The following is a 22,782-nucleotide window of genomic DNA, read 5'->3' as shown; positions in this document are numbered from 1 at the left end:
AGGAGAGAAGAAGTCCCATGGCTGAAGTTCTCGTCTACGTCGACCACGTGGACGGCGCCGTCCGCAAGCCCACCCTGGAGCTGCTGACCCTGGCCCGTCGCATCGGCGAGCCGGTCGCCGTCGCGCTCGGCAACGGCGCCGGTGACACCGCCGCCGCGCTCGCCGAGCACGGCGCGGTCAAGGTCCTCACGCACGAGGCCTCCGAGTACGCCGACTACCTGGTCGTACCGAAGGTCGACGCCCTGCAGGCCGCGGTCGAGGCCGTCTCCCCGGCCGCCGTGCTGGTCCCGTCCTCCGCCGAGGGCAAGGAGATCGCCGCCCGTCTGGCGCTGCGCCTGGGCTCCGGCATCATCACCGACGCCGTCGACCTGGAGGCCGGCGACGAGGGCCCGGTGGCCACGCAGTCGGTGTTCGCCGCCTCGTTCACCACCAAGTCCCGTGTCTCCAAGGGCACTCCGGTCATCACGGTCAAGCCGAACAGCGCCGCCGTCGAGGCCGCTCCGGCCGCCGGTGCGGTCGAGGCCCTCAGCGTGTCCTTCTCCGCGCAGGCCACCGGCACCAAGGTCACCGGCCGTACGCCGCGTGAGTCGACGGGCCGTCCGGAGCTGACCGAGGCCGCGATCGTGGTCTCCGGTGGCCGTGGCGTCAACGGCGCGGAGAACTTCGCGATCATCGAGGCGCTCGCCGACTCCCTCGGCGCGGCCGTCGGTGCCTCGCGTGCCGCGGTGGACGCCGGCTGGTACCCGCACACCAACCAGGTCGGCCAGACCGGCAAGTCCGTCTCGCCGCAGCTGTACATCGCCAACGGCATCTCCGGCGCGATCCAGCACCGCGCCGGCATGCAGACCTCGAAGACGATCGTGGCGGTCAACAAGGACGCCGAGGCCCCGATCTTCGACCTCGTCGACTACGGCGTCGTCGGCGACCTCTTCGACGTCGTCCCGGCCCTGACCGAGGAGATCAAGACCCGCAAGGGCTGATCGGCCCCGGCTGTGGAAGGCCCCCGTGACTGCGCGAACGGTCACGGGGGCCTCTTCTCATCCCAGGGTCATCGAGGCCTGCACCGGCAGATGGTCGCTCGGATACGTCCCGTCCCTGCTGAAGGTGTTCATCCCGGCCCAGTGCGTGGTCACCCCGGGGGTGGTGAGGATCCAGTCGATGCGCCGCCCGCCGGGCTTGAGCGCCCGGTAGCCGTGGTGCGTCCCGTACGCCGGACTCCGTGAGGCGGCCGCGTCCCAGGCGTCCACCAGCCCGATGTCCAGCATGAGGTCGTGCACCCGGTTGTCGTGGGCGGCCGCGTTGAAGTCGCCGGTGACGATGACCGGTAACGACCGGTCCCACGCGGCGATCGTCTCGCGGATGAGCCCCGCCGAACGTTCCCGGGCGTACTGGCTGACGCTGTCCAGGTGGGTGTTGAGGACGTAGAACTCCCGTCCCCCGTCGGCGAGATCGGCGAAACGGACCCAGGTCACCATGCGCAGCCAGTCCGCGCCCCAGGTGTTCGAGGCGATCGTGTACGGCGTGTCGGACAGCCAGAAGTGATCGAACTCGATCGGCTCGAGTCTGCGTGTGTCGTAGAAGACCGCCATGAACTCGTCCTTGCTGCCGCCCCCGCGTCCGGTGCCGATCCAGTCGTAGTGCTCGCCGAGATCCTTCTCGATCGCGCGCACTTGCCGGTAGAGCCCTTCCTGGGTGCCGATGAGGTGCGGTCGCTCGCGGCGGAGCAGTTCTCGCATCACCGGTCGGCGCACCTCCCAGCGCGGTGTCGTGTCGACGACGGTCCCGAAGCGGACGTTGAACGTCATGACGTCCAGGGCGCCCGGGTGCTCGCCGGCGGACGCGCGCTGTGTAGGGCCCGCGGTGGTGAGCAGTGGTCCTGCGACGGCGGCCGCCGCCGCTGCCTTGAGCCCGTGGCGGCGCGTCACTCCGACCTCGTTCGGCACGTGGTCTCCCTCCCCTTGCACGTCAGGATGAAGCTTGCCTTCTGAATACGGAAGATGGGGGCGGGACGTCGGTGACCAAGGGTGAGGAAGGGGAATCCCACTTCAGGACGGTGTTGACCAGGCCGAAGGTCGGCCGATAACTTCGCTCTACGGATTGTTGATTCCGTACAGCGGAAAACAGGAGGGTCTCGGAATGGGTCAGGGCCAGCAGGAGAAGGTGGCGACGAGCCTCGCGGGTGCCGTCAGCGAGGAGATCAGCGCCTCCCTCGCGCCGGTCGACGCCGAGCTGGAGCGCCGCTATCCCGGAGACCCCGGCACCCGCCAGCCCGTCCACACCGTCTACGTACCCGGCGACGTCTTCGCAGCCGACACCGTCCGCACCTGGGGCGACCGGGCGCTCGCCGCCCTCGACGAGCACGCCCCGGACGCCGAGGCATTCGCCGCCGTCCTCGGTCTCGCCGACGAACTCGCCGGGCCCGTCCACGCGCGCGTGCGCGCCAAGCTGGAGCGCGAGCCGATCGAGGACCTGCGCGTCGACTTCGAGGACGGCTACGGCAACCGCCCCGACGCCGAGGAGGACGAGGCCGCCGCCCGCGCCGCACGTCTCATCGCCGAGGCCTACGAGAACGGCACCGCCGCCCCCTACATGGGCATCCGCATGAAGTGCATGGAAGCGCCCGTACGCGCCCGGGGCATCCGCACCCTCGACATCTTCCTCACCGGCCTCATGGAGGCCGGCGGCCTGCCCGACGGGCTGGTGCTCACCCTCCCGAAGGTGACGTACGCCGAGCAGGTCACCGCCATGGCGCGGCTGCTGGAGGCCTTCGAGAAGGCGCACGGTCTCGAACCGGGCCGGATCGGCTTCGAGATCCAGATCGAGACCAGCCAGTCCATCCTCGCCGCCGACGGCACCGCCACCGTCGCCCGCATGATCCAGGCCGCCGAGGGCCGCGCCACCGGCCTGCACTACGGCACCTTCGACTACAGCGCCTGCCTCGGCGTCTCCGCCGCCCACCAGGCCAGTGACCACCCCGCCGCGGACCACGCCAAGGCCGTCATGCAGGTCGCCGCCGCCGGGACGGGCGTACGCGTCTCGGACGGCTCGACGAACGTCCTGCCGGTCGGCCCGACCGCGAAGGTCCACGACGCCTGGCGCCTGCACTACGGCCTCACCCGCCGCGCCCTGGCCCGCGCCTACTACCAGGGCTGGGACATGCACCCCGGCCACATCCCCACCCGCTACGCGGCCGTCTTCGCCTTCTACCGCGAGGGCTACGAGCAGGCCGCCGCCCGCCTGTCCCGCTACGCCAACCGCACCGGCGGCGACGTCATGGACGAGCCCGCCACCGCCAAGGCCCTCAGCGGCTACCTGCTGCGCGGCCTGGACTGCGGCGCCCTGGACATCGGCGAGGTCGCCCGGCTGGCCGGCCTGACCCGGGCGGACCTGGAGAGCTTCGCGGTGCCCCGGCGCGGGGATCTGACGGCCTCCGCCTGACGGCCTGACTCCGGAGGCTGAGCCGGCACGTACCGGCCCTGTCACAGCCGTCGCCGGCGGCTGGCGCCGTCACCCCCGCCCCGTAGTCTGTACGCCACGTACGGACGGTGTCAGTGCATCGGGTGGGGCACAGGAACGGGGCAGGGGTGTCGACGGGGGAGCACGGGCGGACGGACGGGACCGGGCGGCTGCTGGCAGGCCGTTATCGCGTCACGGCGGCGCTGGGACGCGGCGGCATGGGCATCGTCTGGAAGGCCGTCGACGAGGTCCTCGGCCGTGAGGTCGCGGTCAAGGAGCTGCGCACCTACACCGACGCGGCCGGTCCGGAACTGGCGGGTCTGCAACTGCGGATGCAGCGCGAGGCGCGTGCGGCGGCCCGGGTGCGCCACCCCGGCGTCATCTCCGTGCACGACATCGCCGAGGTCGACGGCCGCCCGATCATCGTCATGGAACTGGTCGACGGGCCGTCCCTGGACGACGTCATGCGCGAGCGCGGCACGCTGGACCCGGGGGAGGCCGCCGGGATCGGCGCGAAGGTCATGGACGCGCTGGGCGCCGCCCACCGCGCGGGCGTCCTGCACCGTGACGTCAAGCCGGGCAACATCCTGCTCGACCGCTCGGGCCGGGTCGTCCTCACCGACTTCGGCATCGCCACGATGGAGGATCCCGGAGACGGTTCCGCCACACACCTCACGCGCAGCGGCGAACTCGTCGGATCCCTCGACTACCTGGCCCCCGAGCGTGCCCAGGGCGCCGACCCGGGCCCCGCCTCCGACATCTGGGCCCTCGGGGCCACGCTGTACGCGGCCGTCGAGGGCGCCTCGCCCTTCCGCCGTACGTCCACGTTCTCCACGCTCACCGCGATCGTCACCGAGCCGCTGCCCGAGGCCCGTCGCGCCGGCCCCCTCGCGCCCGTGCTGCAGCGGCTGATGGACAAGCGCCCCGAGTCCCGTCCGGAGGCCGACCAGGCCCGCGACATGCTCCAGACGATCGCGGACTCGGGCGGCACGCAGGCGCCGACCTCTCCCTTGCGGGGCGTCGCGGCCGCGCCTTCGCGGCCGGAGACGGAACGCAGCCTCCCGTCGGTACCGCCGGGGTTCGGCCCGCCGCGATCCGACGCCGCCGGGCCCCACGAGGGCACGAGCACACCGGGCTTCGGCACGGCGGGCGCGTTCGGGGCGGCCGGTTACGGCGGCCCCGGCCACCCGGCGCCGGGAGGGTTCGGACCACAGGCCCCGGACACCGGCGCGCAGGGCTCGACTCCCGGTCACCCCGCGCCGGCGGGCCCCGGGGCGCACGGCCCAGGCACCGGCTCCCAGGGCTTCGGTCCGGCCGAGCCCGGCGGCACGGCCCCCACCGGCCCGATGAACGCCGACCGTGCCGCGCCCCGCCGCAGGACCCGTGCCCTGCTGGCCGCCGCGGCCGTCACCGTCGTCCTCGCTGCCGCCGGTACGACGGCCGCCCTGATGAGCGACTCCGGCGGCAAGGGGACCGACGGCCGCACCGACGCCGCCCCCGCGCAGGCCGGGGCCTCCGGCGGGTCCGGGGGCGCGGACGACGGCTCGAACGCCCCGAAGCCCACGCGGCAGGGGGACGACAAGGGCAAGGCCCCGTCCGGGAAGCCCGCGGACAACAAGAGCCCCCGGCCCACCGGCAAGGCAACCCCCTCGGACCCCGCCAAGCCCTCGGACGGAGAGACGCCGGACGGCGGCACCTCCGGAACCACCGGTGGTGGGTCCGCGGACGGAGGTACGACAGGCGGCGGCTCGACCACCCCGGCCCCGGCCTGCCACGCCATCGGCGGCGGCAAGTACAACTGCCAGGTCTGGAAGACCGCCGACTCCCACACCGCCTCCGGCACCGAGGTCGGCACCCTCAACGCGGGCACCAACTACTTCTACTGCCAGCAGAACCTGGGCCGCCGCGAGACGTCCGGGGAGTGGACCAACATCTGGTGGGCGAAGACCGACGACGACAGCGGCAACACGAACGTCTGGGTCAGCGACGTCTACATCAAGGGCGGCGACAACGACGCGCCGGTCCCGGGGCTGCCGCTCTGCTGACCCCGCGCCGAGGCGGCCACATACCGCTCGAGACCGGAGGCCGTCACCAGCTTCTCCTCGATGAACAGCCGCGTGCCCCGCTCGCACAGCCGCCGGTCTCCGCGGGCCCGCGCGCAGAACTCCTCGGGCACGACGCCGAACAGCTCCCGCAGGCGCGGCAGGCCCACGAGGAGCTCGGTCAGCAGCTCCCGCTCACCGGGGTGCGTGCGAGGGAGGCCCGTGCCGTCGTGCAGGACGCCGTGCCGGTTGACGTAGGCGTAGGCGCCGGGCAGCCGGGTGCCGTCGGCGAGGTCGATCCGCACGTCGGGCGACGGCAGCCAGGCCCGGTCGAAGTTGCCGCCCGGCACCGGCACGCCCTCGCTCGCGTCGATCACGGCGAGCTGCTCGGTGTCGAGCCACAGGACGAACAGCTCCCGCACCGTGTCCGGGGCGCCGACCGGCGAGGCCGACACGTACCCCATGCGGCTCACATGCGCCGAGACGCCGGCGTCGACACCCGTCACCCGGGCCTTCACCATCGGCAGGGGCGACCTGATCCCGAACTCCGCCATCTTGTGCCTCAGCTGGCCCGGGCAGCCGTTGGAGCCGATGGCGACGACCGGGGTGCGGTCCTCGTACACCAGCCGCTCCGGCGGCAGGAAGCGGTCCCCGTCGAGGAGCCCGGAATCCGCCGGCCACGCGCCCGGGTACAGCAGAGGGTGCTCGCGCGGCGCCTCGGCCAGGCCCAGGGCCCGCAGCGTGCGATCGGTGGCGTCGTCCATCGGCCGCTCAGTCCGCCGGGGGGATCTCGCCCGAGCCGCGGGTGATCAGCCGGGTCGGAAGCTCGATGCGCTCGGGGGTGACGAGGGTGCCGTCCAGCTGCCGGAAGAGGCGCTCCGCGGCGGTGCGGCCGATGTCCGACGCGTCCTGGGCGACGACGGTGACGCCCGGCTGGAGCAGGTCGGCGAGCTCGATGTCGTCGAATCCGACGAAGGCGACGCGGCGGGTCTGCTCGGCGAGCACCCGGATCACGGTGACCGTCACCCGGTTGTTGCCCGCGAAGATCGCGGTGACCGGGTCCGGGCCCGCCAGCATCTGCTCGGCGGCCCTGCGCACCCGCTCGGGGTCCGTGACGCCGAGTGACATCCAGGAGTCCGCCACCGGTATGCCCGCGTCCTCCATCGCCGCCCGGTAGCCACGCAGCCGCTCGGCGGCGGTGTGGATGCGGGGCATGTCGCCGATGAAGCCGATCCGGCGGTGCCCGTGCGCGATGAGATGGGTGACGCCGTCGCGGGCGCCGCCGAAGTTGTCCGACAGGACCACGTCGGCGTCGATGTGCCCGGCCGGCCGGTCCACGAACACCGTGGCGACACCGGCCTTGAGCTCGGGTTCCAGGTACCGGTGGTCGTCCCCGGCCGGGATCACCACCAGCCCGTCCACCCGCCGCGCGCACAGGGCCAGCACCAGTTCCTGCTCTCGCTCGGGGTCCTCCGCGCTGGAGCCGTTGATCAGCAGGGCGCCGTGCGCGCGGGCCACCTCCTCGACGGAGCGGCTCAGCGGCCCGTAGAACGGGTCCGCAAGATCCTCCAGGACCAGGCCGATGCTCGCCGTGCGGCCCTTGCGCAGCACCCGCGCGCTGTCGTTGCGGCGGAAGCCGAGGGCGTCGATCGCCTCCTGGACCCGCTGCTCCGTCTCCGGGGTGACCCCCGGCTCCCCGTTCACGACACGGGAGACCGTCTTGAGGCCGACTCCGGCGCGCGCCGCGACGTCCTTCATGGTCGGCCGGGTGCCGTAGCGCGTTGCGGATCGGAGGGGGGTCTGGGGCACGGTGCGGTGTCCTGTCCTGTCGTCCACGGGGGTGCGTCGATCCTGGGTTTGTATGAGGATGTGGCGTCGAGCATAGAGCCTGGACAACGTTGTCAGGCTCGGGGGAGACTGTCCACCGCAATCTCCGGCCTCGCGTACCGTCGCGGGACCGGTCCGCTGCCTGCCCTGCTTGATGGCTTTCTCGGCGTTTTTCTCATGCCCGACGGGGAGATCCGACTCTGATGCACACCGACCTCGTGGCCGCGCTCGACATCGGCGGCACCAAGATCGCCGGCGCCCTGGTGGACGGCCACGGCCGGATCCAGGTCCGCGCCCAGCGGCCGACGCCCGCCCGGGAGGACGGCGACACCGTCATGCGGGCCGTGGAGGAGGTGCTCGGCGAGCTCACCGCGTCACCGCTGTGGGGGCGGGCCAGGGCCGTGGGTATCGGCAGCGCCGGGCCCGTGGACGCCTCCGCGGGCACGGTGAGCCCGGTGAACGTGCCGGGCTGGCGCGACTACCCGCTCGTCGCCCGGGTCCGGGCCGCGGCCGGGGGCCTGCCCGTCGAGCTGATCGGTGACGGTGTGGCCATCACGGCGGCCGAGCACTGGCAGGGCGCCGCCCGCGGTCACGACAACGCGCTGTGCATGGTCGTCTCCACGGGCGTCGGCGGCGGCCTGGTGCTCGGCGGCCGGCTGCACCCGGGGCCGACCGGCAACGCGGGGCACATCGGCCACATCAGCGTGGACCTCGACGGCGATCTCTGCCCCTGCGGCTCGCACGGCTGCGTGGAGCGCATCGCGAGCGGCCCCAACATCGCCCGGCGCGCCCTGGAGAACGGCTGGCGGCCCGGCCCCGACGGGGACACCTCCGCCGCGGCGGTGGCCGCCGCGGCACGCTCCGGCGACCCGGTCGCCGTCGCCTCCTTCGAGCGGGCCGCCCAGGCCCTGGCGGCCGGGATCGCCGCCACCGCGACCCTCGTGGAGATCGACATCGCCGTGATCGGCGGGGGAGTGGGCAAGGCGGGCGAGGTCCTCTTCGCCCCTCTGCGCAAGGCCCTGAGCGCCTACGCGACCCTGTCCTTCGTCCGGAACCTGACCGTGGCCCCGGCGCAGATGGGCACGGACGCCGGTCTGGTGGGCGCGGCGGCGGCAGCCCTGGCGAAGCGGACGGACGCGGCGGCGGCAGGGGTCTGAGACCAGGACCCGGCCGATCCGGCAGGAACGTTCAGCCTCCGGAGGGTGCCGGGGCTCGTGGGGCGGCCCGGCGCGGGACCGGGCCGACCGTCGGCCTCTCGGCGCCTCGGGCGGCGGGATGCCGGCGCCCCGCCGCCCGAGGCGCCGAGGACGACGCCCGCGTGGCTGTTCACAGGCCCTCCGGGGCCGGGCGCAACCAGGCGGCGCGGGCCTCCCGGCTCCCGTCCCTCCCCGCATGCAGCCGGGGCCTGCCGGGGCGCTCCTGGCCCGCCCGCCGCAGCCCCGAGGCCCGGCCGATCCGGGATACCCGGAAATCGACCGCACGTCCGTGTGATGTGGCACGATCGCGCATGTGAGCAGCAGACCCGCCTCGGCGCAGCACCTGCGCGATCTCGCCCGACTGCGCCGCGTCAAGGACCGGATCGACCGGGAGTACGCGAAGCCTCTGGACGTCGAGGCGCTCGCCCGGGGCGTGCACATGTCGGCGGGGCACCTCAGCCGCGAGTTCCGGCAGGCGTACGGCGAGTCGCCGTACAGCTATCTCATGACGCGGCGCATCGAGCGCGCCATGGCGCTGCTGCGCCGGGGCGACCTCAGTGTCACCGAGGTGTGCTTCGAGGTCGGCTGTGCGTCGCTGGGCACCTTCAGCACCCGTTTCACCGAGCTGGTGGGCATGCCGCCCAGTGCCTACCGGCGCGAGGCGGCCCTGGCGACGGCGGGCATTCCGTCGTGCGTGGCCAAGCAGGTGACCAGACCGGTCAGGAATCGAGAAGCGCCCGCCTCGAGCCGAAACTAGCGTGAGGGCCATGGACCTTCAGATTCACGCCAGTTTCCTTCCGCACGACGACCCGGACGCCGCCCTGGCGTTCTACCGCGACACCCTCGGCTTCGAAGTCAGGAACGACGTCGGATACGAGGGCATGCGCTGGATCACGGTCGGCCCCGTCGGCCAGCCCGGCACGAACATCGTGCTGCACCCGCCGGCCGCCGGCCCCGGCATCACCGAGGACGAGCGCCGCACCATCACCGAGATGATGGCCAAGGGCACCTACGCCAGCATCGTGCTGGCCACCACCGACGTCGACGGCACCTTCGAGCGGGTGCAGGCGGGCGACGCCGAGGTGGTCCAGGAGCCGGTGGACCAGCCCTACGGAGTGCGCGACTGCGCCTTCCGCGATCCCGCGGGCAACATGGTCCGCATCCAGCAACTCAAGGCCCGGTAGAGGCAGGCCTCACAGAACGACGCGTCACCCGCAGGATTGCCGTACGGCCACGCGGCGCCGCCGGCTCCCGCCCCTCGCGCCGCGCCCCCGGCGGGCGCGGGGAGCGAGGTCGAGCGCGGCGGCACCGCCCGACAGATGGAGACACCATGAGCAAGGCCACGACGACGGACAGACGGTCGGCAGGGCCGCACGTCGCCGACAGCCATGACGTGATCCGCGTGCACGGCGCACGCGAGAACAACCTCAGGGACGTCAGCATCGAGATCCCCAAGCGCCGGCTCACGGTGTTCACAGGCGTCTCCGGCTCGGGCAAGAGCTCGCTGGTGTTCGACACGATCGCGGCGGAGTCGCAGCGCCTGATCAACGAGACCTACAGCGCCTTCCTGCAGGGGTTCATGCCGAACCTGGCCCGGCCCGAGGTCGACGTGCTGGACGGGCTCACGACCGCGATCGCCGTCGACCAGCAGCGCATGGGCTCCGATCCCCGCTCCACCGTGGGCACCGCCACCGACGCCAACGCGATGCTGCGGATCCTCTTCAGCCGGCTCGGCACGCCGCACATCGGCCCGCCCGGCGCGTTCTCCTTCAACACCGCCTCGGTGTCGGCGAGCGGGGGGTTCACGGTGGACCGCGGTGCCGAGAAGACCAGGACCGAGAAGGTGTCCTTCAGCCGCACCGGCGGCATGTGCACGCACTGCGAGGGCCGGGGCAGGGTCTCCGACATCGACCTCACCCAGCTCTACGACGACTCCAAGTCGCTGTCCGAGGACCCGTTCACGATCCCCACCTACACCGGCGGCGGGTGGGTGGTGCGGGTCATCGCCGAATCGGGCTTCTTCGACAAGGACAAGCCGATCCGCGAGTACACCAAGAAGGAACGGCACGACTTCCTGTACCGCGAGCCGACCAAGGTGAAGGTCAACGGTGTCAACCTCACCTACGAGGGGCTGATCCCGAAGATCCAGAAGACCTTCCTCTCCAAGGACCGCGAGTCGATGCAGCCGCACATCCGCGCCTTCGTGGACCGGGCGGTCACCTTCACCCGGTGCCCCGAGTGCGACGGCACCCGGCTCAGCGAGCTCGCCCGCTCCTCCAGGATCGGCAAGGTCAACATCGCCGACGCCTGCGCGATGGAGATCCGCGACCTGGCGCAGTGGGTGCGGGGACTGGAGGAGCCGTCGGTGGCGCCGCTGCTCGCCAAGCTCCAGCACACCCTCGACTCGTTCGTGGAGATCGGCCTCGGCTACCTCTCGCTCGACCGGGCGTCGGGCACGCTCTCCGGTGGCGAGGCGCAGCGCACCAAGATGATCCGCCACCTCGGGTCCTCGCTCACCGATGTCACCTACGTCTTCGACGAGCCGTCGATCGGCCTGCACCCCCATGACATCCAGCGGATGAACAACCTGCTCCTGCGCCTGCGCGACAAGGGCAACACGGTGCTGGTCGTGGAGCACAAGCCGGAGACGATCGCCATCGCCGACCACGTCGTGGACCTCGGTCCCGGCGCCGGCACGGCGGGCGGCACCGTCTGCTTCGAGGGAACCCTGGAGGGGCTGCGGGGGAGCGGTACCGTCACGGGCCGCCACCTCGACGACCGGGCCAAGATCAAGGCGACCGTCCGCAAGCCGACCGGCGCGCTGGAGATCCGGGGCGCCTCGGCGAACAACCTGCGAAGCGTCGACGTCGACATCCCGCTCGGCGTGCTCACCGTCATCACGGGCGTCGCAGGCTCCGGCAAGAGCTCCCTCGTGCACGGCTCGATCCCGGCCGACGAGGGCGTGGTGGCCATCGACCAGACCCCGATTCGAGGCTCCCGGCGCAGCAATCCGGCGACGTACACCGGGCTGGCCGACCCGATCCGCAAGGCCTTCGCCAAGGCCAACGGTGTGAAGCCGGCGCTGTTCAGCGCCAACTCCGAGGGAGCCTGCCCCACCTGCAACGGGGCCGGTGTCATCTACACCGACCTGGCGATCATGCAGAGCGTCGCCACGCCGTGCGAGGAGTGCGAGGGCAGGCGGTTCGACGCGTCGGTGCTGGAGTACCGCCTCGGCGGCCGCGACATCAGCGAGGTGCTGGCGATGCCGGTGGCCGAGGCCGTGGAGTTCTTCGGCAGCGGCGAGGCCCGTACCCCGGCCGCTCACAAGATCCTGGAGCGGCTCGCCGACGTGGGGCTGGGCTACCTCACGCTCGGCCAGCCGCTCACCACGCTGTCCGGGGGTGAGCGGCAGCGGCTCAAGCTGGCCACGCACATGGGCGAGAAGGGCGGCGTGTACGTCCTCGACGAGCCGACCACCGGCCTCCACCTCGCGGACGTGGAGCAGTTGCTGGGCCTGCTCGACCGGCTGGTCGACTCCGGCAAGTCGGTCATCGTGATCGAGCACCACCAGGCGGTCATGGCGCACGCCGACTGGATCATCGACCTGGGCCCCGGCGCGGGCCACGACGGCGGCCGGATCGTCTACGAGGGCACCCCGGCCGACCTCGTCGAGTCCCGCTCCACGCTGACCGGGGAGCACTTGGCGGCCTACGTGGGCGCCTGACGAAGGCGCTGTGGCCGTGCGGCGGGCGCTCCCGTGCCCGCCACACGACCCCCATGTCGGACATAAAGCACAAAAATGACGAATATCGACCCCTGTCACGGGCACTCCGTCTCCTGCACATCCCCCACGGATCGGAGCCGCTGATGATCATCAAGAAGATGCATGAGATGGGTGTCCGCAGCGAGCACGCCTACATGGCCGGCCTGGCCTCCATCGGCCTCAGCGTCGTCACCTGGATGGGCTCCCTGAAGATGGAGGCCGGCACCGGCCTCGCCCGTGCCGACCGCTGGGGCATCTTCGTGGGCGAATGGGCACCCACCTTCTTCGGCCTCGGCCTCGCCCTGTCGCACTACGAGCAGCACGACGGCACTCTGACCGCCGACGTCCACGAGTTCCGGCCGACGCGCAAGGCGGGCTGAACGGCCCAGCCCGGCGCGCGGCCGGCACGCTTCCCGCCCACCCTGGTGCCATGGCGTCCGTGAAACCCGTCGTGGTCTACCCGCCCGCCGCGGACGGCGGCCGTCGGGTCCGTGTGGACGACCAGTTCCTCGGCATCGCCTACGGACCGATCGATGTGGCCGAGTTCCTGCGGCGGGCCGGTATCGAGGACGCGGACGAGGCGTACGTGGCGGCCACGGGGCTCATCGAGTGGCGCGGCGGCGGCCCGGGGGCGTGGGCGGCCGACCGGGACGGGGACTCCGCCTGAGGCGCCGTCGCCCGGTCGTACGAGGCTGCGTGACCCCGCGGCGGGTCCGGCCGTTGAGCCGGGCATGAAGAAGCGCAGCATGCTCGCCATCGCCTCCCTCGCCACCGGCTTCGTCGTCGCGGCGGTCACCCCGTCCCACGCCCTCGGGGACAGCCTGGGCACCCTGAGCGTCGACGAGACCCTCAAGACCCTCGACGAGACCGTCGCCAAGGACAGCCTGTCCCTGGACCGGGAGGACGGCGCCCAGCACAAGAAGGGCTGACGGCCCCCCGGTTCGCGGCCACGGCGCCGGCGCTCCCGCCAGTGGGGGCGCCGGCGCCGTCGTCATGCGCCCTCAACTGCGGCTGGTTTCCGTGGCAGGGTGGAGCGGGCAAGCCTCAGGGGGCCAACAGAAGAGGGGGACCTGTGACCGTCGTCTGGATCAACGGCGCGTTCGGTGCGGGGAAGACCACCACCGCACGGGAGCTGATCGAACTGATCCCGAACAGCACACTCTTCGACCCGGAGGTCATCGGCGGCACGCTCGCCCACCTGCTGCCGCCCAAACGCCTCGCCGAGGCCGGCGACTTCCGGGACCTGCCGATCTGGCGACGGCTCGTGATCGACACGGCGGCCGCGATGCTCGCCGAGCTCGGCGGAACCCTCGTCGTCCCCATGACCCTGCTGCGCCAGGAGTACCGCGACGAGATCTTCGGCGGGCTGGCCGCGCGCAGGATTCCGGTCAGCCACATCCTGCTCACTCCGGCCGAAACGATACTGCGGGAGCGCATAGCGGGCCGTGAGGTCCCGCGGGACCTGCCCGGGGACGAGATACGAGTACGCCAGTGGTCCTTCGACCACATCGAGCCGTACCGGGCCGCACTCGCCTCCTGGCTCACCGCCGACGCCCACCCGGTCGACAACAGCGACCTCACTCCGTACCAGACGGCCGTCCGGATCGCCGACGCCGTCACCAGCGGTTCCGTGCCCGTCTGCGACATCGTGCAGACGCCGGAGCCCACCGCCGAGACACTCGCCGCCGGGGTGCTCCTCTTCGACGAGCGGGACCGGGTGCTGCTCGTCGACCCCACGTACAAGGCCGGCTGGGAATTCCCCGGCGGCGTCGTCGAACCCGGTGAGGCACCCGCGCGCGCCGGGATGCGTGAGGTCGCCGAGGAGACCGGCATCAGCCTCGACGAGGTGCCCAGCCTGCTCGTCGTCGACTGGGAGCGCCCCGTGCCACCGGGGTTCGGCGGTCTGCGGCTGCTCTTCGACGGCGGCCTCCTCCACTCCGCGCAGGCCGGCCGGCTGCTGCTGCCCGGCCCGGAGCTGCGCGCCTGGCGGTTCGTCACCGAGGAGGAGGCCGCCGACCTGCTGCCCCCGGTGCGCTACGAGCGGCTGCGCTGGGCCCTGCGGGCCCGTGAGCGCGGAGCGGCCTTCTACCTCGAGGCCGGGGTACCCGTCGGCTGACGGCGCGCACCGCACGCGTGCTCTTTACCCGGCACGGGGAATCCCGAGGGAAAAGCGAGAGGAAACGACGGCGGAGACAGGGCCAATCCCTGCCCAAGGAACCCCCCTCGGACATTCACGCGCCGGGTAATCGCACTCCCCGCTCTCGTCAACACTTTCCCATGTCCGCAAACAATCCCTTTTCTCGCCCCTGCGCGGCTTGACCGGACTCGCACGCCATTGCGAAAGTCCGCAGAGTCTCACGGCGGAAGCAACGACCGCCACCCAATTTCCTTGCCCCAGGGGCAGATCCGGGATGTCCGTACGATGACCACGCAACACCAGCCGGTCGACACCGGCGGCGGCACCGCGCTGCCGGCCGAACCGTCGACGCAGGACTCCAGACCCGGCGGCACGGTAGTCGCCGGACGCTCACCGGCCCGGATGGCCTGGCGTCGGATCAGGCGGGACAAGGTCACCACGGTCGCCCTGGCGGCCACCCTCCTGTTCATCGCGATCGCCCTCCTCGCACCGGTCCTCACCGCGCTGACCGGCTGGGGACCGATCACCCCCGACAACAAGGCGATCAATCCGGACACGGGCAACTTCCCCTACGGATCGCTGGGCGGCATCAGTGCCCGGCACCTGCTCGGCGTCGAACCGGGCACGGGCTACGACCTGTTCGCCCGGATCGTCTACGGCCTGCGCACCTCCCTGTACGTGGGATTCGCCTCGGCGCTGCTGTCCACCGCCGTCGGTGTCGTCGCAGGGCTCGCCGCCGGCTACTTCGGCGGCTGGGTCGACTCCCTGCTGTCCCGGATCATGGACGTGATGCTGGCGTTCCCGCAGCTGCTGTTCATCATCGCGCTCACCCCGGTGATCCAGAACGCACTGCAGACCAACAACCACGGCGGCACCGACGAGAACCTCCGGCTGCTCGTCCTGGTCCTCAACATCGCCGTCTTCGCCTGGGCGTACACCGCCCGCCTGGTGCGCGGGCAGGTACTGTCCCTGCGCGAGCGGGAGTTCGTCGACGCCGCGCGGCTGATGAGCGCCGGCCGGCGGCACATCCTCTTCCGGCAGCTGCTGCCCAACCTGTGGGCGCCGATCCTGATCTCCTTCGCGCTCGCCGTCCCGCAGAACATCACCACCGAGGCGGCGCTGTCGTACCTGGGTGTCGGCGTCATTCCGCCGAACCCCGACTGGGGAGCGCTGCTGTCGGACGCCTCCCAGTTCTTCCTCCAGGACCCGATGTACCTCTTCGTGCCCGGCGTCCTGCTCCTCCTCCTGGTCCTGGCGCTCAACCTCCTGGGGGACGGCGTCCGGGACGCCCTGGACCCCCGCGCCCGACGCGGCTGACGAGCCACCCCCCGACATATCGGCCCGGCGGTCCCACGAACGCCCTCCGAGCCCGTAGCAAGAAACGGAGTTTCTCCCATGACGCGCAGAACGCGCAGATCCCGCACGGTCGCTCTCGCGGCAACCGCCGTGGCGATCGCCCTCGGAGCCACCGCGTGCGGAGGGTCCTCCAGCACCAGCGGAAGCGGCACCCCCGGGAAGGGCGGCACCCTGACCGTCCTCGACAAGGCGGACTTCGACCACCTCGACCCCCAGCGCGTCTACACGACCGAGGGCTCGAGCATGGACCAGGAGATCGTCCGTAACCTGACCGGCTGGGACGAGACCGGCTCGAAGCCGAAACTCGTCGGCGACCTGGCCACCGACACCGGAACGCCCTCCAAGGGCGCCACCGTCTGGACCTTCCACCTCAAGCACGGTGTGAAGTACCAGGACGGCACCGAGGTCACCGCACCGGACGTCAAGTACGGAGTCGAGCGGTTCTTCTCCTCCGACATCAACGGCGGCCCGCCCTACGCCGCCCAGTGGCTCATCGGCGGCGCCGACTACAAGGGCCCGTACCAGGGCAAGCAACTCGGCTCCATCCAGACACCGGACAAGTACACGATCGTCTTCCATCTGAACCAGCCGGTGGCCGACTTCGACGAGACCACCGCCATGACCGGCTGGGCGGCCGTGCCGAAGGCCCACGACACGGGCTCGACCTACGACACCAAGGTCTGGTCCGACGGCCCGTACATGATCAAGTCGTACACCAAGAACAAGGAACTCGTCCTCACCCGCAACACGCACTGGTCGCAGTCGACCGACCCCATCCGGCAGCAGAACGTCGACGAGATGGACGTGAAGTTCGGCCAGGACGAGTCGGCCATCGACCAGCAGATCAAGGCCGATGCCGGCACCGCCCAGACGTCGATCCAGCAGTGGCCGATCGCGGGCTCCGACCTGGCCCAGCTGGCCAACGACCCGTCGCTGAAGAGCCGTTACTACAAGATTCCGGCGCCCGGCATCAACTACCTGGCCATCAACACCACTCGGGTGAAGAACCTGAAGGTCCGCCAGGCGATCGAGTACGCCGTCGACAAGACCACGGTGCGCGGCGCGTTCGGCGGCTCCGCGTACGGCGACTACGCCACCACGATGCTGAGCCCCGGCATCGGCGGCTACAAGAAGTTCAGCCTGTACAGCGCCAACCCGGCCGGCAACCTCGCCAAGGCCAAGGAGCTGATGAAGCAGGCGGGCAACCCCAAGCCCACCATGTCGATCGCCGTGGAGAACACCCCCACCCAGGAGCACTTCGCCGACGCCGTGAAGACCGCCCTGGAACGCATCGGCATCCACGTCAACATCTCCCCGATCGACGCGGCCAACTACTTCAGCACCATCGACAACACCAAGAACCAGTACGACCTGACCTGGGGCGACTGGATCGCCGACTGGCCCAACGCCTCCACGGTGCTGCCCACCCTCTTCGACGGCCGTCTGATCGCGAAGAACCCGCAGTCGAACCAGGACCTCTCCTACCTGAACGACCCGAAGGTCAACGCCCTGATCGACAAGGCCGCCAAGACGACCGACGTCGGGCAGCGCAACGCGACCTACGGCCAGATGGACGAGCAGATCCTCAAGGACGCCGCCGTGGTCCCGCTGACGTACATGAACTTCAGCGACATGTCCGGCTCCAAGGTCGGCGGAGTCATCTCCGACACGATCCTCGCCGAGCCGAGCCTGGTCCACGTCTACATCAAGCACTGACGGAACCGTCTCCACCACACCCCGCCGGCGGCCCGGCCGCCGGCGGGCATCCCACTCACGTCAGGTCCCGGCACCTCATGTTTCGTTACCTCATCAGACGCCTGCTGGCAGCGGCCGTGATCATGCTGGTGATCACCACGATCACCTTCTTCATCTTCTTCGCCCTGCCGTCCGACCCCGCCCTGCTGGCCTGCGGAAAGACCTGCTCTCCCTCCCGGCTCGCGGAGATCAAGCACTCCCTGGGCCTGGACCAGAGCTATCTGACCCAGTACTGGGAGTTCCTCAAGGGGCTGGTCGCCGGACGCGACTTCGGCGACCAGAGCGTGCGCATCCACTGCGGCGCGCCCTGCCTCGGTGTCTCCTTCCAGACCGACACCCCGGTCCTCACCACGCTGCTCTCGGACTTCCCGGCGGACCTCTCCCTCGGGCTCGGCGCCGCGGTGGCCTTCCTGGTCCTCGGCGTCGGCCTCGGCACCGTCGCGGCGGTGCGCAGGGGCCGGGCCGCCGACAAGGCGGCGGTGGGACTCGCCCTGTTCGGCGTGTCGGTGCAGATCTACTTCATCGGCCTGCTCCTGCTGTACCTCTTCGTCGACAAGTTCCAGATCCTGCCGACCTCCGGCTACACGCCGATCACCGAGGACCCGGCCGGCTGGTTCCAGGGGCTGATCCTCCCCTGGACCACCCTGGTCATCGTCTACCTCGCGATGTACACCCGGCTCACCCGCTCCTCCATGCTGGAGGTCTTCGCCGAGGACTACATGCGCACCGCCCGCGCCAAGGGCCTGTCGGCCGCCACCGTCGTCCTCAAACACGGACTGCGGGCCGCCATCACCCCGATCATCACCATCTTCGGCATGGACGTCGGCTCCCTGATCGGCGGCTCCGCGGTCATCACCGAGTCGGTGTTCGGGATCAACGGCATCGGCAAGCTCGCGGTCGACTCCGTCCAGAACTCCGACCTGCCGGTCATCCTCGGCACCACGCTCTTCGCCGCGACGTTCGTCGTCCTCGCCAACGTCGTCGTCGACCTGGTGTACGGCCTCGTCGACCCGCGCGTGCGCCTCGCCTGAGCCCTTCTTCGTCCTTAGGAACACCCGTGTCCGTATCGACCTCATCGCAGCCCGCGGACGTCACACCCGAGCCCGCGCCCTTCCTCGACGTACGCGACCTGAAGGTGCACTTTCCGACCGAGGACGGCCTCGTCAAGTCGGTCGACGGCGTCTCCTTCACCCTGGAGAAGGGCAGGACCCTCGGCATCGTCGGCGAGTCCGGCTCCGGCAAGTCGGTGACCTCACTGGCCCTGCTCGGACTGCACAAGGGCACCCGCGCCCGGGTCTCCGGCGAGATCTGGCTGGAGGGCAGGGAACTCGTCGCCCTGCCCGAGGCCGGGATGCGCGCCCTGCGCGGCCGCACGGTCTCCATGATCTTCCAGGACCCGCTGTCCGCGCTGCACCCCTTCTTCACCGTCGGCTCCCAGATCGCCGAGGCCTACCGGGTGCACCACAAGGTCTCCAAGAAGGAGGCCAGGGACCGCGCGGTGGAGATGCTGAAGCGGGTCGGCATCCCGCAGCCCGAGCGCCGGGTCAGGGACTACCCGCACCAGTTCTCCGGCGGTATGCGCCAGCGCGCCATGATCGCCATGTCGCTGGTGTGCGACCCGGCCCTGCTCATCGCCGACGAGCCCACCACCGCCCTGGACGTCACCGTCCAGGCGCAGATCCTGGACCTGATCCGCGACCTCCAGGAGGAGTTCGGCTCCGCCGTCGTCATCATCACGCACGACCTCGGCGTGGTCGCCGACGTCGCCGACGACATCCTGGTGATGTACGGCGGCCGGCGCATCGAGTACGGCACCACCCGCGACGTGCTCAAACAGCCCCAGCACCCCTACACCTGGGGCCTGTTGCAGTCGATGCCGCATCTCAGCGGCGATGTCGGCGAACGGCTCAACCCGATCCCCGGCAGCCCGCCCAGCCTGATCAACCTGCCGGACGGCTGCTCCTTCCACCCGCGCTGCGCCTACAAGGGCTGGGTCGCGCAGGGTCGTTGCACGGCCGAGCGGCCCGAGCTGCGCCTCGTCTCCGGCAGCGAACGGCACCTCGCCGCGTGCCATCTCAGCGACGACGCCAAGCAGGAGATCCGAGGCGGGGCCGGTCCGGACGACCGGGACGCAGCGGCCGCACGGGCCGCACAGTGACGGCGGCGGACGAAAGGAAACGTGCCGTGAGCACCACCGAGCCCCTCACCGGGCAGAGCACCGACCGCCCCGCCGGCGAGAACCTCCTGGAGGTACGCGGTCTGCAGAAGCACTTCCCCATCCGCCAGGGCATCATCTTCCAGCGGCAGATCGGGGCCGTCCGGGCCGTCGACGGCATCGACTTCTCCGTCGGTCCGGGCGAGTCGCTGGGCCTGGTCGGCGAGTCCGGCTGCGGCAAGTCGACCACGGGCCGGCTGATCACCCGGCTGCTCGAACCCACCGGCGGCTCCGTCGTCTTCGACGGCGAGGACATCACGCACCGGGCGCCCGGGCGGATGCGAGAGGCACGCCGCAACGTCCAGATGATCTTCCAGGACCCGTACTCGTCGCTGAACCCCCGGCACACCGTCGGGACCATCGTCGAGACGCCGATGCGCCTCAACGGCATCAACCCGCCCCAGGGCCACAAGAAGCGCGCCCAGGAACTCCTGGAGACGGTCGGGCTCAATCCCGAGCACTACAACCGCTACCCCAACGAGTTCTCCGGCGGTCAGCGCCAGCGCATCGGCATCGCCCGCGCGCTCGCCCTGAGGCCGAAGCTGATCGTGGCCGACGAACCCGTCTCCGCGCTGGACGTCTCCATCCAGGCGCAGGTCGTCAACCTGCTCCAGGACCTCCAGCGGGAGTTCGGCATCGCCTTCGTCTTCATCGCCCACGACCTCGCCGTCGTACGGCACTTCTCCGAGCGGGTCGCGGTGATGTACCTCGGCAAGATCGTCGAGGTCGCCGAGCGGGAGTCGCTCTACACCCGGCCACGGCACCCCTACACGCACGCGCTGCTGTCCGCCGTCCCCGAGGCCGACCCGGACGCCGTCGAGCGGCGCGAACGCATCCGGCTGGCCGGGGACGTGCCCTCCCCGATCGACCCGCCCTCCGGCTGCCGCTTCCGCACCCGCTGCTGGAAGGCGCAGGAGAAGTGCGCCCTGGAGGAACCGCAGCTGGTGCGCGTCGAGGGCAGCCCCTCGGGCCATCTGACCGCCTGCCACTTCCCCGAGGAGCCGTCCGTCACAGCACGCGAGGAGGACATCGTCCTGGACCCGGCTCTCGGCTAGGGGGGTGCCTCGGGGCGCGGCTCACCGCGGGGCGCGTCACGCGCGCCACCGCGCTCGCCGCCCGCCGCGCAGGCGCGCCCTGAGCCCGGAATCACTCCGTTTCGGGCGCGGTCCGCATGGGTTGATTACTTTGCCGCTCCAGGGTTCTTGTGCTTGTTGGCATGGAAGCGTGCCTTCTTCTGGCGATTTCCGCACGTATTCATTTCGCACCATTTGCGGGTACGGCTTTGGCTGGTGTCGAAGAAGGCGGCCCGGCAGGTCGGCGACGCGCACAGGGCCAGTTTTCCGTCTCGTTCGCCTGCGAGGATGCTGATCGCGTCGGCAGCGACAACGCTCAGGGCATCCTCCACGCGGGAAGCCGAGCCAAGTCGCCATTGCCGCTTGTTCTCGGGCGTCAGGACGGCCGCGGCCCGACCTTGAGTACTGCGGTCGTTGATGACCTGGACGGCGGACGCAGGGAGGGGGTCTTGGACCGCGGCCGCTGTCAAGGCGGCGTGAATCGATTCCCTCAGTTCCCGGGCGAGTTCGAGCTGGGCGGTGGTGCAGGACTCAACGCCGAGGCCGTTCACCGCCAGCCAGTCGACGAGTCGCTGCGGCGTGGGAATGCGTTCCACGGGGTCGCCGCAACGCTCCGTCAGGGTCGCCGTGAAGCTGGTCGCCAGCACCTTGCCGAGACGGAAGTCGGGAAACCGAGCATGCATGGAACCACCTTAGCCGGTTGCGCACCGACGGCGACCCTTGTTAGAACCGTCTTAGCCGGTTCGCGACAGGTCCGGCCGCTCCCGCGACGACCAGGAGGTCCCATGCCCGGCGAGGTGCAAGCATGTGAAGTCCACGCACCCGACGCTGACCTCGACGACCTGCGCGCGCGACTGGCCGCGGCGCGGCTGCCGGAAGCCGAGACGGTCTCGCGCGCGGCGCCCGGCCCTCCTCGATGGGCACAGGGGGTTCCTCTTGCCGACCTCGTCGATGTCGTGAACTACTGGCGCACCGGGTACGACTGGCGCTCGTTCGAAGCGCGCCTCGACCGGATCGGCCAGTTCCGCACGATCATCGACGGCCTGGGAATCCACTTCCTGCACCGCCGATCCGTGCGCGCGGATGCCACTCCTCTGATCTTGACGCACGGCTGGCCGGGCAGCATCGCCGAGTTCGTCGACGTAGTGGACGAGCTGGCAGATCCAGAAGACCCGGACACGCCGGCGTTCCACGTCGTGGTCCCGTCGTTGCCGGGCTTCGGCTACAGCGACAAGCCGGCCACCACAGGGTGGGGCATCGAAAAGATCGCCGCCGCATGGGTGGAACTGATGGGGAGGCTCGGCTACAGCGAGTTCGTAGCCCATGGCGGCGACTGGAGAGGTGTGATCACCACGGTCCTCGGCGGCAGGTTCCCGGCGCACGTTCTCGGCATCCATACAACGACCGCGCAGGCACCGCCCGGGCTGACAACGGACGGGCTGACGGCCGTCGAGCGCACATGGACCGAGGAAACCCGCGACTTCTGGGGCCGGCACGCGGCGTACGCGAAGCAGCAGGCGACCCGGCCGCAGACCATCGGCTACTCGCTCGTCGACTCACCGGTCGGGCTGCTCGCCTGGATCCTCGACAAGTTCGCCGAGTGGACGGACACCGAGGACAGCCCGTTCGAGACGATTTCCAGGGACCGCATTCTTGACGACGTCACCCTGTACTGGCTGACGCGGACCGGCGCGTCGGCGGCCCGCATCTATTACGAAAGCCACCTTTCGCTCGACCCCGGACTTCGGGTCGACGTCCCGTCAGCGATCAGTGTGTATCCCCGCGACATCGAGAAGTGTCCGCGCGCCTGGGCGCAGGAGCGGTACCGGCAGATCGTCCGGTGGAGGACGCCCGAGACCGGGGGACACTTCCCGTCGCTGGAGGTCCCCGAGTATTTCGTCAAGGATCTGCAGGAAGGTCTCGCGGCAGTGCTGGCCGCCGGCCGGTGAACACGGCCGGGTT

At 70.9% G+C, this 22,782-nt stretch carries 21 protein-coding genes; 17 read left to right on the top strand and 4 right to left on the bottom strand.

The features are described from left to right. The first annotated feature begins 17 nt into the window (after positions 1-17). Positions 18-980, top strand: coding sequence for an FAD-binding protein (locus ACFY9E_RS20550; protein WP_390985850.1), 963 nt, complete (start codon positions 18-20; stop codon positions 978-980). A gap of 57 nt (positions 981-1,037) precedes the next feature. On the opposite strand, the gene ACFY9E_RS20545 is transcribed toward ACFY9E_RS20550, so the two are convergent. Further along, positions 1,038-1,943, bottom strand: a complete 906-nt coding sequence (locus ACFY9E_RS20545) for an endonuclease/exonuclease/phosphatase family protein (protein WP_390985847.1) — start codon at positions 1,941-1,943, stop codon at positions 1,038-1,040. 193 nt (positions 1,944-2,136) lie between these two features. Here ACFY9E_RS20545 and ACFY9E_RS20540 point away from each other — a divergent pair, with 193 nt between their 5' ends. After that, positions 2,137-3,438, top strand: coding sequence for a DUF6986 family protein (locus tag ACFY9E_RS20540; protein WP_390985845.1), 1,302 nt, complete (start codon positions 2,137-2,139; stop codon positions 3,436-3,438). 146 nt (positions 3,439-3,584) lie between these two features. Beyond that, entirely contained in the window at positions 3,585-5,501 is a 1,917-nt protein-coding gene (locus ACFY9E_RS20535) for a protein kinase (protein ID WP_390985842.1), read from the top strand. On the opposite strand, the gene ACFY9E_RS20530 is transcribed toward ACFY9E_RS20535, so the two are convergent. Beyond that, entirely contained in the window at positions 5,447-6,262 is an 816-nt protein-coding gene (locus tag ACFY9E_RS20530) for a hypothetical protein (RefSeq protein WP_390985839.1), read from the bottom strand. The two genes, ACFY9E_RS20535 and ACFY9E_RS20530, sit on opposite strands and share 55 nt — an antisense overlap. A gap of 7 nt (positions 6,263-6,269) precedes the next feature. After that, complete coding sequence (locus ACFY9E_RS20525; RefSeq protein ID WP_390986613.1) at positions 6,270-7,256, bottom strand: substrate-binding domain-containing protein; 987 nt, start codon at positions 7,254-7,256, stop codon at positions 6,270-6,272. Positions 7,257-7,528: 272 nt separating this feature from the next. Between ACFY9E_RS20525 and ACFY9E_RS20520 the strand changes: the two genes are divergently transcribed. The 13 genes from ACFY9E_RS20520 (at position 7,529) to ACFY9E_RS20460 (ending at position 20,802) form a co-directional block, all read left to right on the top strand. Next, positions 7,529-8,482, top strand: a complete 954-nt coding sequence (locus ACFY9E_RS20520) for an ROK family protein (RefSeq protein ID WP_390985836.1) — start codon at positions 7,529-7,531, stop codon at positions 8,480-8,482. A gap of 352 nt (positions 8,483-8,834) precedes the next feature. Next, positions 8,835-9,278 (top strand): helix-turn-helix domain-containing protein, encoded by a 444-nt coding sequence (locus tag ACFY9E_RS20515; RefSeq protein ID WP_390985834.1) that lies wholly within the window; start codon positions 8,835-8,837, stop codon positions 9,276-9,278. 10 nt (positions 9,279-9,288) lie between these two features. Then, positions 9,289-9,705 (top strand): VOC family protein, encoded by a 417-nt coding sequence (locus ACFY9E_RS20510; protein ID WP_390985831.1) that lies wholly within the window; start codon positions 9,289-9,291, stop codon positions 9,703-9,705. A 146-nt stretch (positions 9,706-9,851) separates the two neighbouring features. Next, a complete protein-coding gene (locus tag ACFY9E_RS20505) occupies positions 9,852-12,245 on the top strand; it encodes an ATP-binding cassette domain-containing protein (protein WP_390985829.1) in 2,394 nt (797 codons plus the stop codon). A 143-nt stretch (positions 12,246-12,388) separates the two neighbouring features. Further along, the gene (locus tag ACFY9E_RS20500) at positions 12,389-12,664 is read left to right on the top strand and encodes a hypothetical protein (RefSeq protein ID WP_390985826.1); all 276 of its coding nucleotides are present in this window, start codon (positions 12,389-12,391) and stop codon (positions 12,662-12,664) included. Between the two features lie 50 nt (positions 12,665-12,714). Further along, the gene (locus tag ACFY9E_RS20495) at positions 12,715-12,951 is read left to right on the top strand and encodes a hypothetical protein (protein WP_390985824.1); all 237 of its coding nucleotides are present in this window, start codon (positions 12,715-12,717) and stop codon (positions 12,949-12,951) included. A gap of 64 nt (positions 12,952-13,015) precedes the next feature. After that, complete coding sequence (locus ACFY9E_RS20490) at positions 13,016-13,213, top strand: hypothetical protein (protein WP_390985821.1); 198 nt, start codon at positions 13,016-13,018, stop codon at positions 13,211-13,213. A gap of 143 nt (positions 13,214-13,356) precedes the next feature. Beyond that, positions 13,357-14,400 (top strand): NUDIX domain-containing protein, encoded by a 1,044-nt coding sequence (locus tag ACFY9E_RS20485; RefSeq protein ID WP_390985819.1) that lies wholly within the window; start codon positions 13,357-13,359, stop codon positions 14,398-14,400. A 306-nt stretch (positions 14,401-14,706) separates the two neighbouring features. Next, the gene (locus ACFY9E_RS20480) at positions 14,707-15,738 is read left to right on the top strand and encodes an ABC transporter permease subunit (protein ID WP_390985817.1); all 1,032 of its coding nucleotides are present in this window, start codon (positions 14,707-14,709) and stop codon (positions 15,736-15,738) included. Positions 15,739-15,816: 78 nt separating this feature from the next. Continuing rightward, the gene (locus ACFY9E_RS20475; protein ID WP_390985814.1) at positions 15,817-17,493 is read left to right on the top strand and encodes an ABC transporter substrate-binding protein; all 1,677 of its coding nucleotides are present in this window, start codon (positions 15,817-15,819) and stop codon (positions 17,491-17,493) included. 77 nt (positions 17,494-17,570) lie between these two features. Beyond that, positions 17,571-18,563, top strand: coding sequence for an ABC transporter permease subunit (locus ACFY9E_RS20470; RefSeq protein WP_390985811.1), 993 nt, complete (start codon positions 17,571-17,573; stop codon positions 18,561-18,563). Between the two features lie 26 nt (positions 18,564-18,589). Further along, on the top strand, positions 18,590-19,690 hold the full coding sequence (locus ACFY9E_RS20465) for an oligopeptide/dipeptide ABC transporter ATP-binding protein (RefSeq protein WP_390985809.1): 1,101 nt from the start codon (positions 18,590-18,592) through the stop codon (positions 19,688-19,690). 26 nt (positions 19,691-19,716) lie between these two features. Continuing rightward, the gene (locus ACFY9E_RS20460) at positions 19,717-20,802 is read left to right on the top strand and encodes a dipeptide ABC transporter ATP-binding protein (RefSeq protein WP_390985806.1); all 1,086 of its coding nucleotides are present in this window, start codon (positions 19,717-19,719) and stop codon (positions 20,800-20,802) included. A gap of 125 nt (positions 20,803-20,927) precedes the next feature. On the opposite strand, the gene ACFY9E_RS20455 is transcribed toward ACFY9E_RS20460, so the two are convergent. Continuing rightward, positions 20,928-21,503 carry an ABATE domain-containing protein gene (locus tag ACFY9E_RS20455; protein ID WP_390985803.1) on the bottom strand — a complete coding sequence of 192 codons (576 nt, stop codon included), beginning with the start codon at positions 21,501-21,503 and terminating at the stop codon, positions 20,928-20,930. 102 nt (positions 21,504-21,605) lie between these two features. On the opposite strand from ACFY9E_RS20455, the gene ACFY9E_RS20450 reads away from it, so the two are divergent. Beyond that, positions 21,606-22,769, top strand: coding sequence for an alpha/beta fold hydrolase (locus ACFY9E_RS20450; RefSeq protein WP_390985801.1), 1,164 nt, complete (start codon positions 21,606-21,608; stop codon positions 22,767-22,769). The last annotated feature ends 13 nt before the right edge of the window (positions 22,770-22,782 follow it).

The sequence above is a fragment of the Streptomyces sp. NPDC012466 genome (assembly GCF_042955215.1).
In the GTDB taxonomy this organism is placed as follows: domain Bacteria; phylum Actinomycetota; class Actinomycetes; order Streptomycetales; family Streptomycetaceae; genus Streptomyces.
The sequence above is the reverse complement of the archived record's forward strand: the minus strand, read 5'-3'. Positions and strand labels throughout refer to the sequence as shown.

Excerpts from the sequence above, each read along its gene's own strand:
- ACFY9E_RS20550 (WP_390985850.1), top strand. The coding sequence starts at position 18 with ATGGCTGAAGTTCTCGTCTACGTCGACCACGTGGACGGCGCCGTCCGC.
- ACFY9E_RS20540 (WP_390985845.1), top strand. The coding sequence starts at position 2,137 with ATGGGTCAGGGCCAGCAGGAGAAGGTGGCGACGAGCCTCGCGGGTGCC.
- ACFY9E_RS20530 (WP_390985839.1), bottom strand. The coding sequence starts at position 6,262 with ATGGACGACGCCACCGATCGCACGCTGCGGGCCCTGGGCCTGGCCGAG.
- ACFY9E_RS20525 (WP_390986613.1), bottom strand. The coding sequence starts at position 7,256 with ATGAAGGACGTCGCGGCGCGCGCCGGAGTCGGCCTCAAGACGGTCTCC.
- ACFY9E_RS20520 (WP_390985836.1), top strand. The coding sequence starts at position 7,529 with ATGCACACCGACCTCGTGGCCGCGCTCGACATCGGCGGCACCAAGATC.
- ACFY9E_RS20510 (WP_390985831.1), top strand. The coding sequence starts at position 9,289 with ATGGACCTTCAGATTCACGCCAGTTTCCTTCCGCACGACGACCCGGAC.
- ACFY9E_RS20505 (WP_390985829.1), top strand. The coding sequence starts at position 9,852 with ATGAGCAAGGCCACGACGACGGACAGACGGTCGGCAGGGCCGCACGTC.
- ACFY9E_RS20500 (WP_390985826.1), top strand. The coding sequence starts at position 12,389 with ATGATCATCAAGAAGATGCATGAGATGGGTGTCCGCAGCGAGCACGCC.
- ACFY9E_RS20495 (WP_390985824.1), top strand. The coding sequence starts at position 12,715 with ATGGCGTCCGTGAAACCCGTCGTGGTCTACCCGCCCGCCGCGGACGGC.
- ACFY9E_RS20490 (WP_390985821.1), top strand. The coding sequence starts at position 13,016 with ATGAAGAAGCGCAGCATGCTCGCCATCGCCTCCCTCGCCACCGGCTTC.
- ACFY9E_RS20480 (WP_390985817.1), top strand. The coding sequence starts at position 14,707 with ATGACCACGCAACACCAGCCGGTCGACACCGGCGGCGGCACCGCGCTG.
- ACFY9E_RS20475 (WP_390985814.1), top strand. The coding sequence starts at position 15,817 with ATGACGCGCAGAACGCGCAGATCCCGCACGGTCGCTCTCGCGGCAACC.
- ACFY9E_RS20470 (WP_390985811.1), top strand. The coding sequence starts at position 17,571 with ATGTTTCGTTACCTCATCAGACGCCTGCTGGCAGCGGCCGTGATCATG.
- ACFY9E_RS20455 (WP_390985803.1), bottom strand. The coding sequence starts at position 21,503 with ATGCATGCTCGGTTTCCCGACTTCCGTCTCGGCAAGGTGCTGGCGACC.
- ACFY9E_RS20450 (WP_390985801.1), top strand. The coding sequence starts at position 21,606 with ATGCCCGGCGAGGTGCAAGCATGTGAAGTCCACGCACCCGACGCTGAC.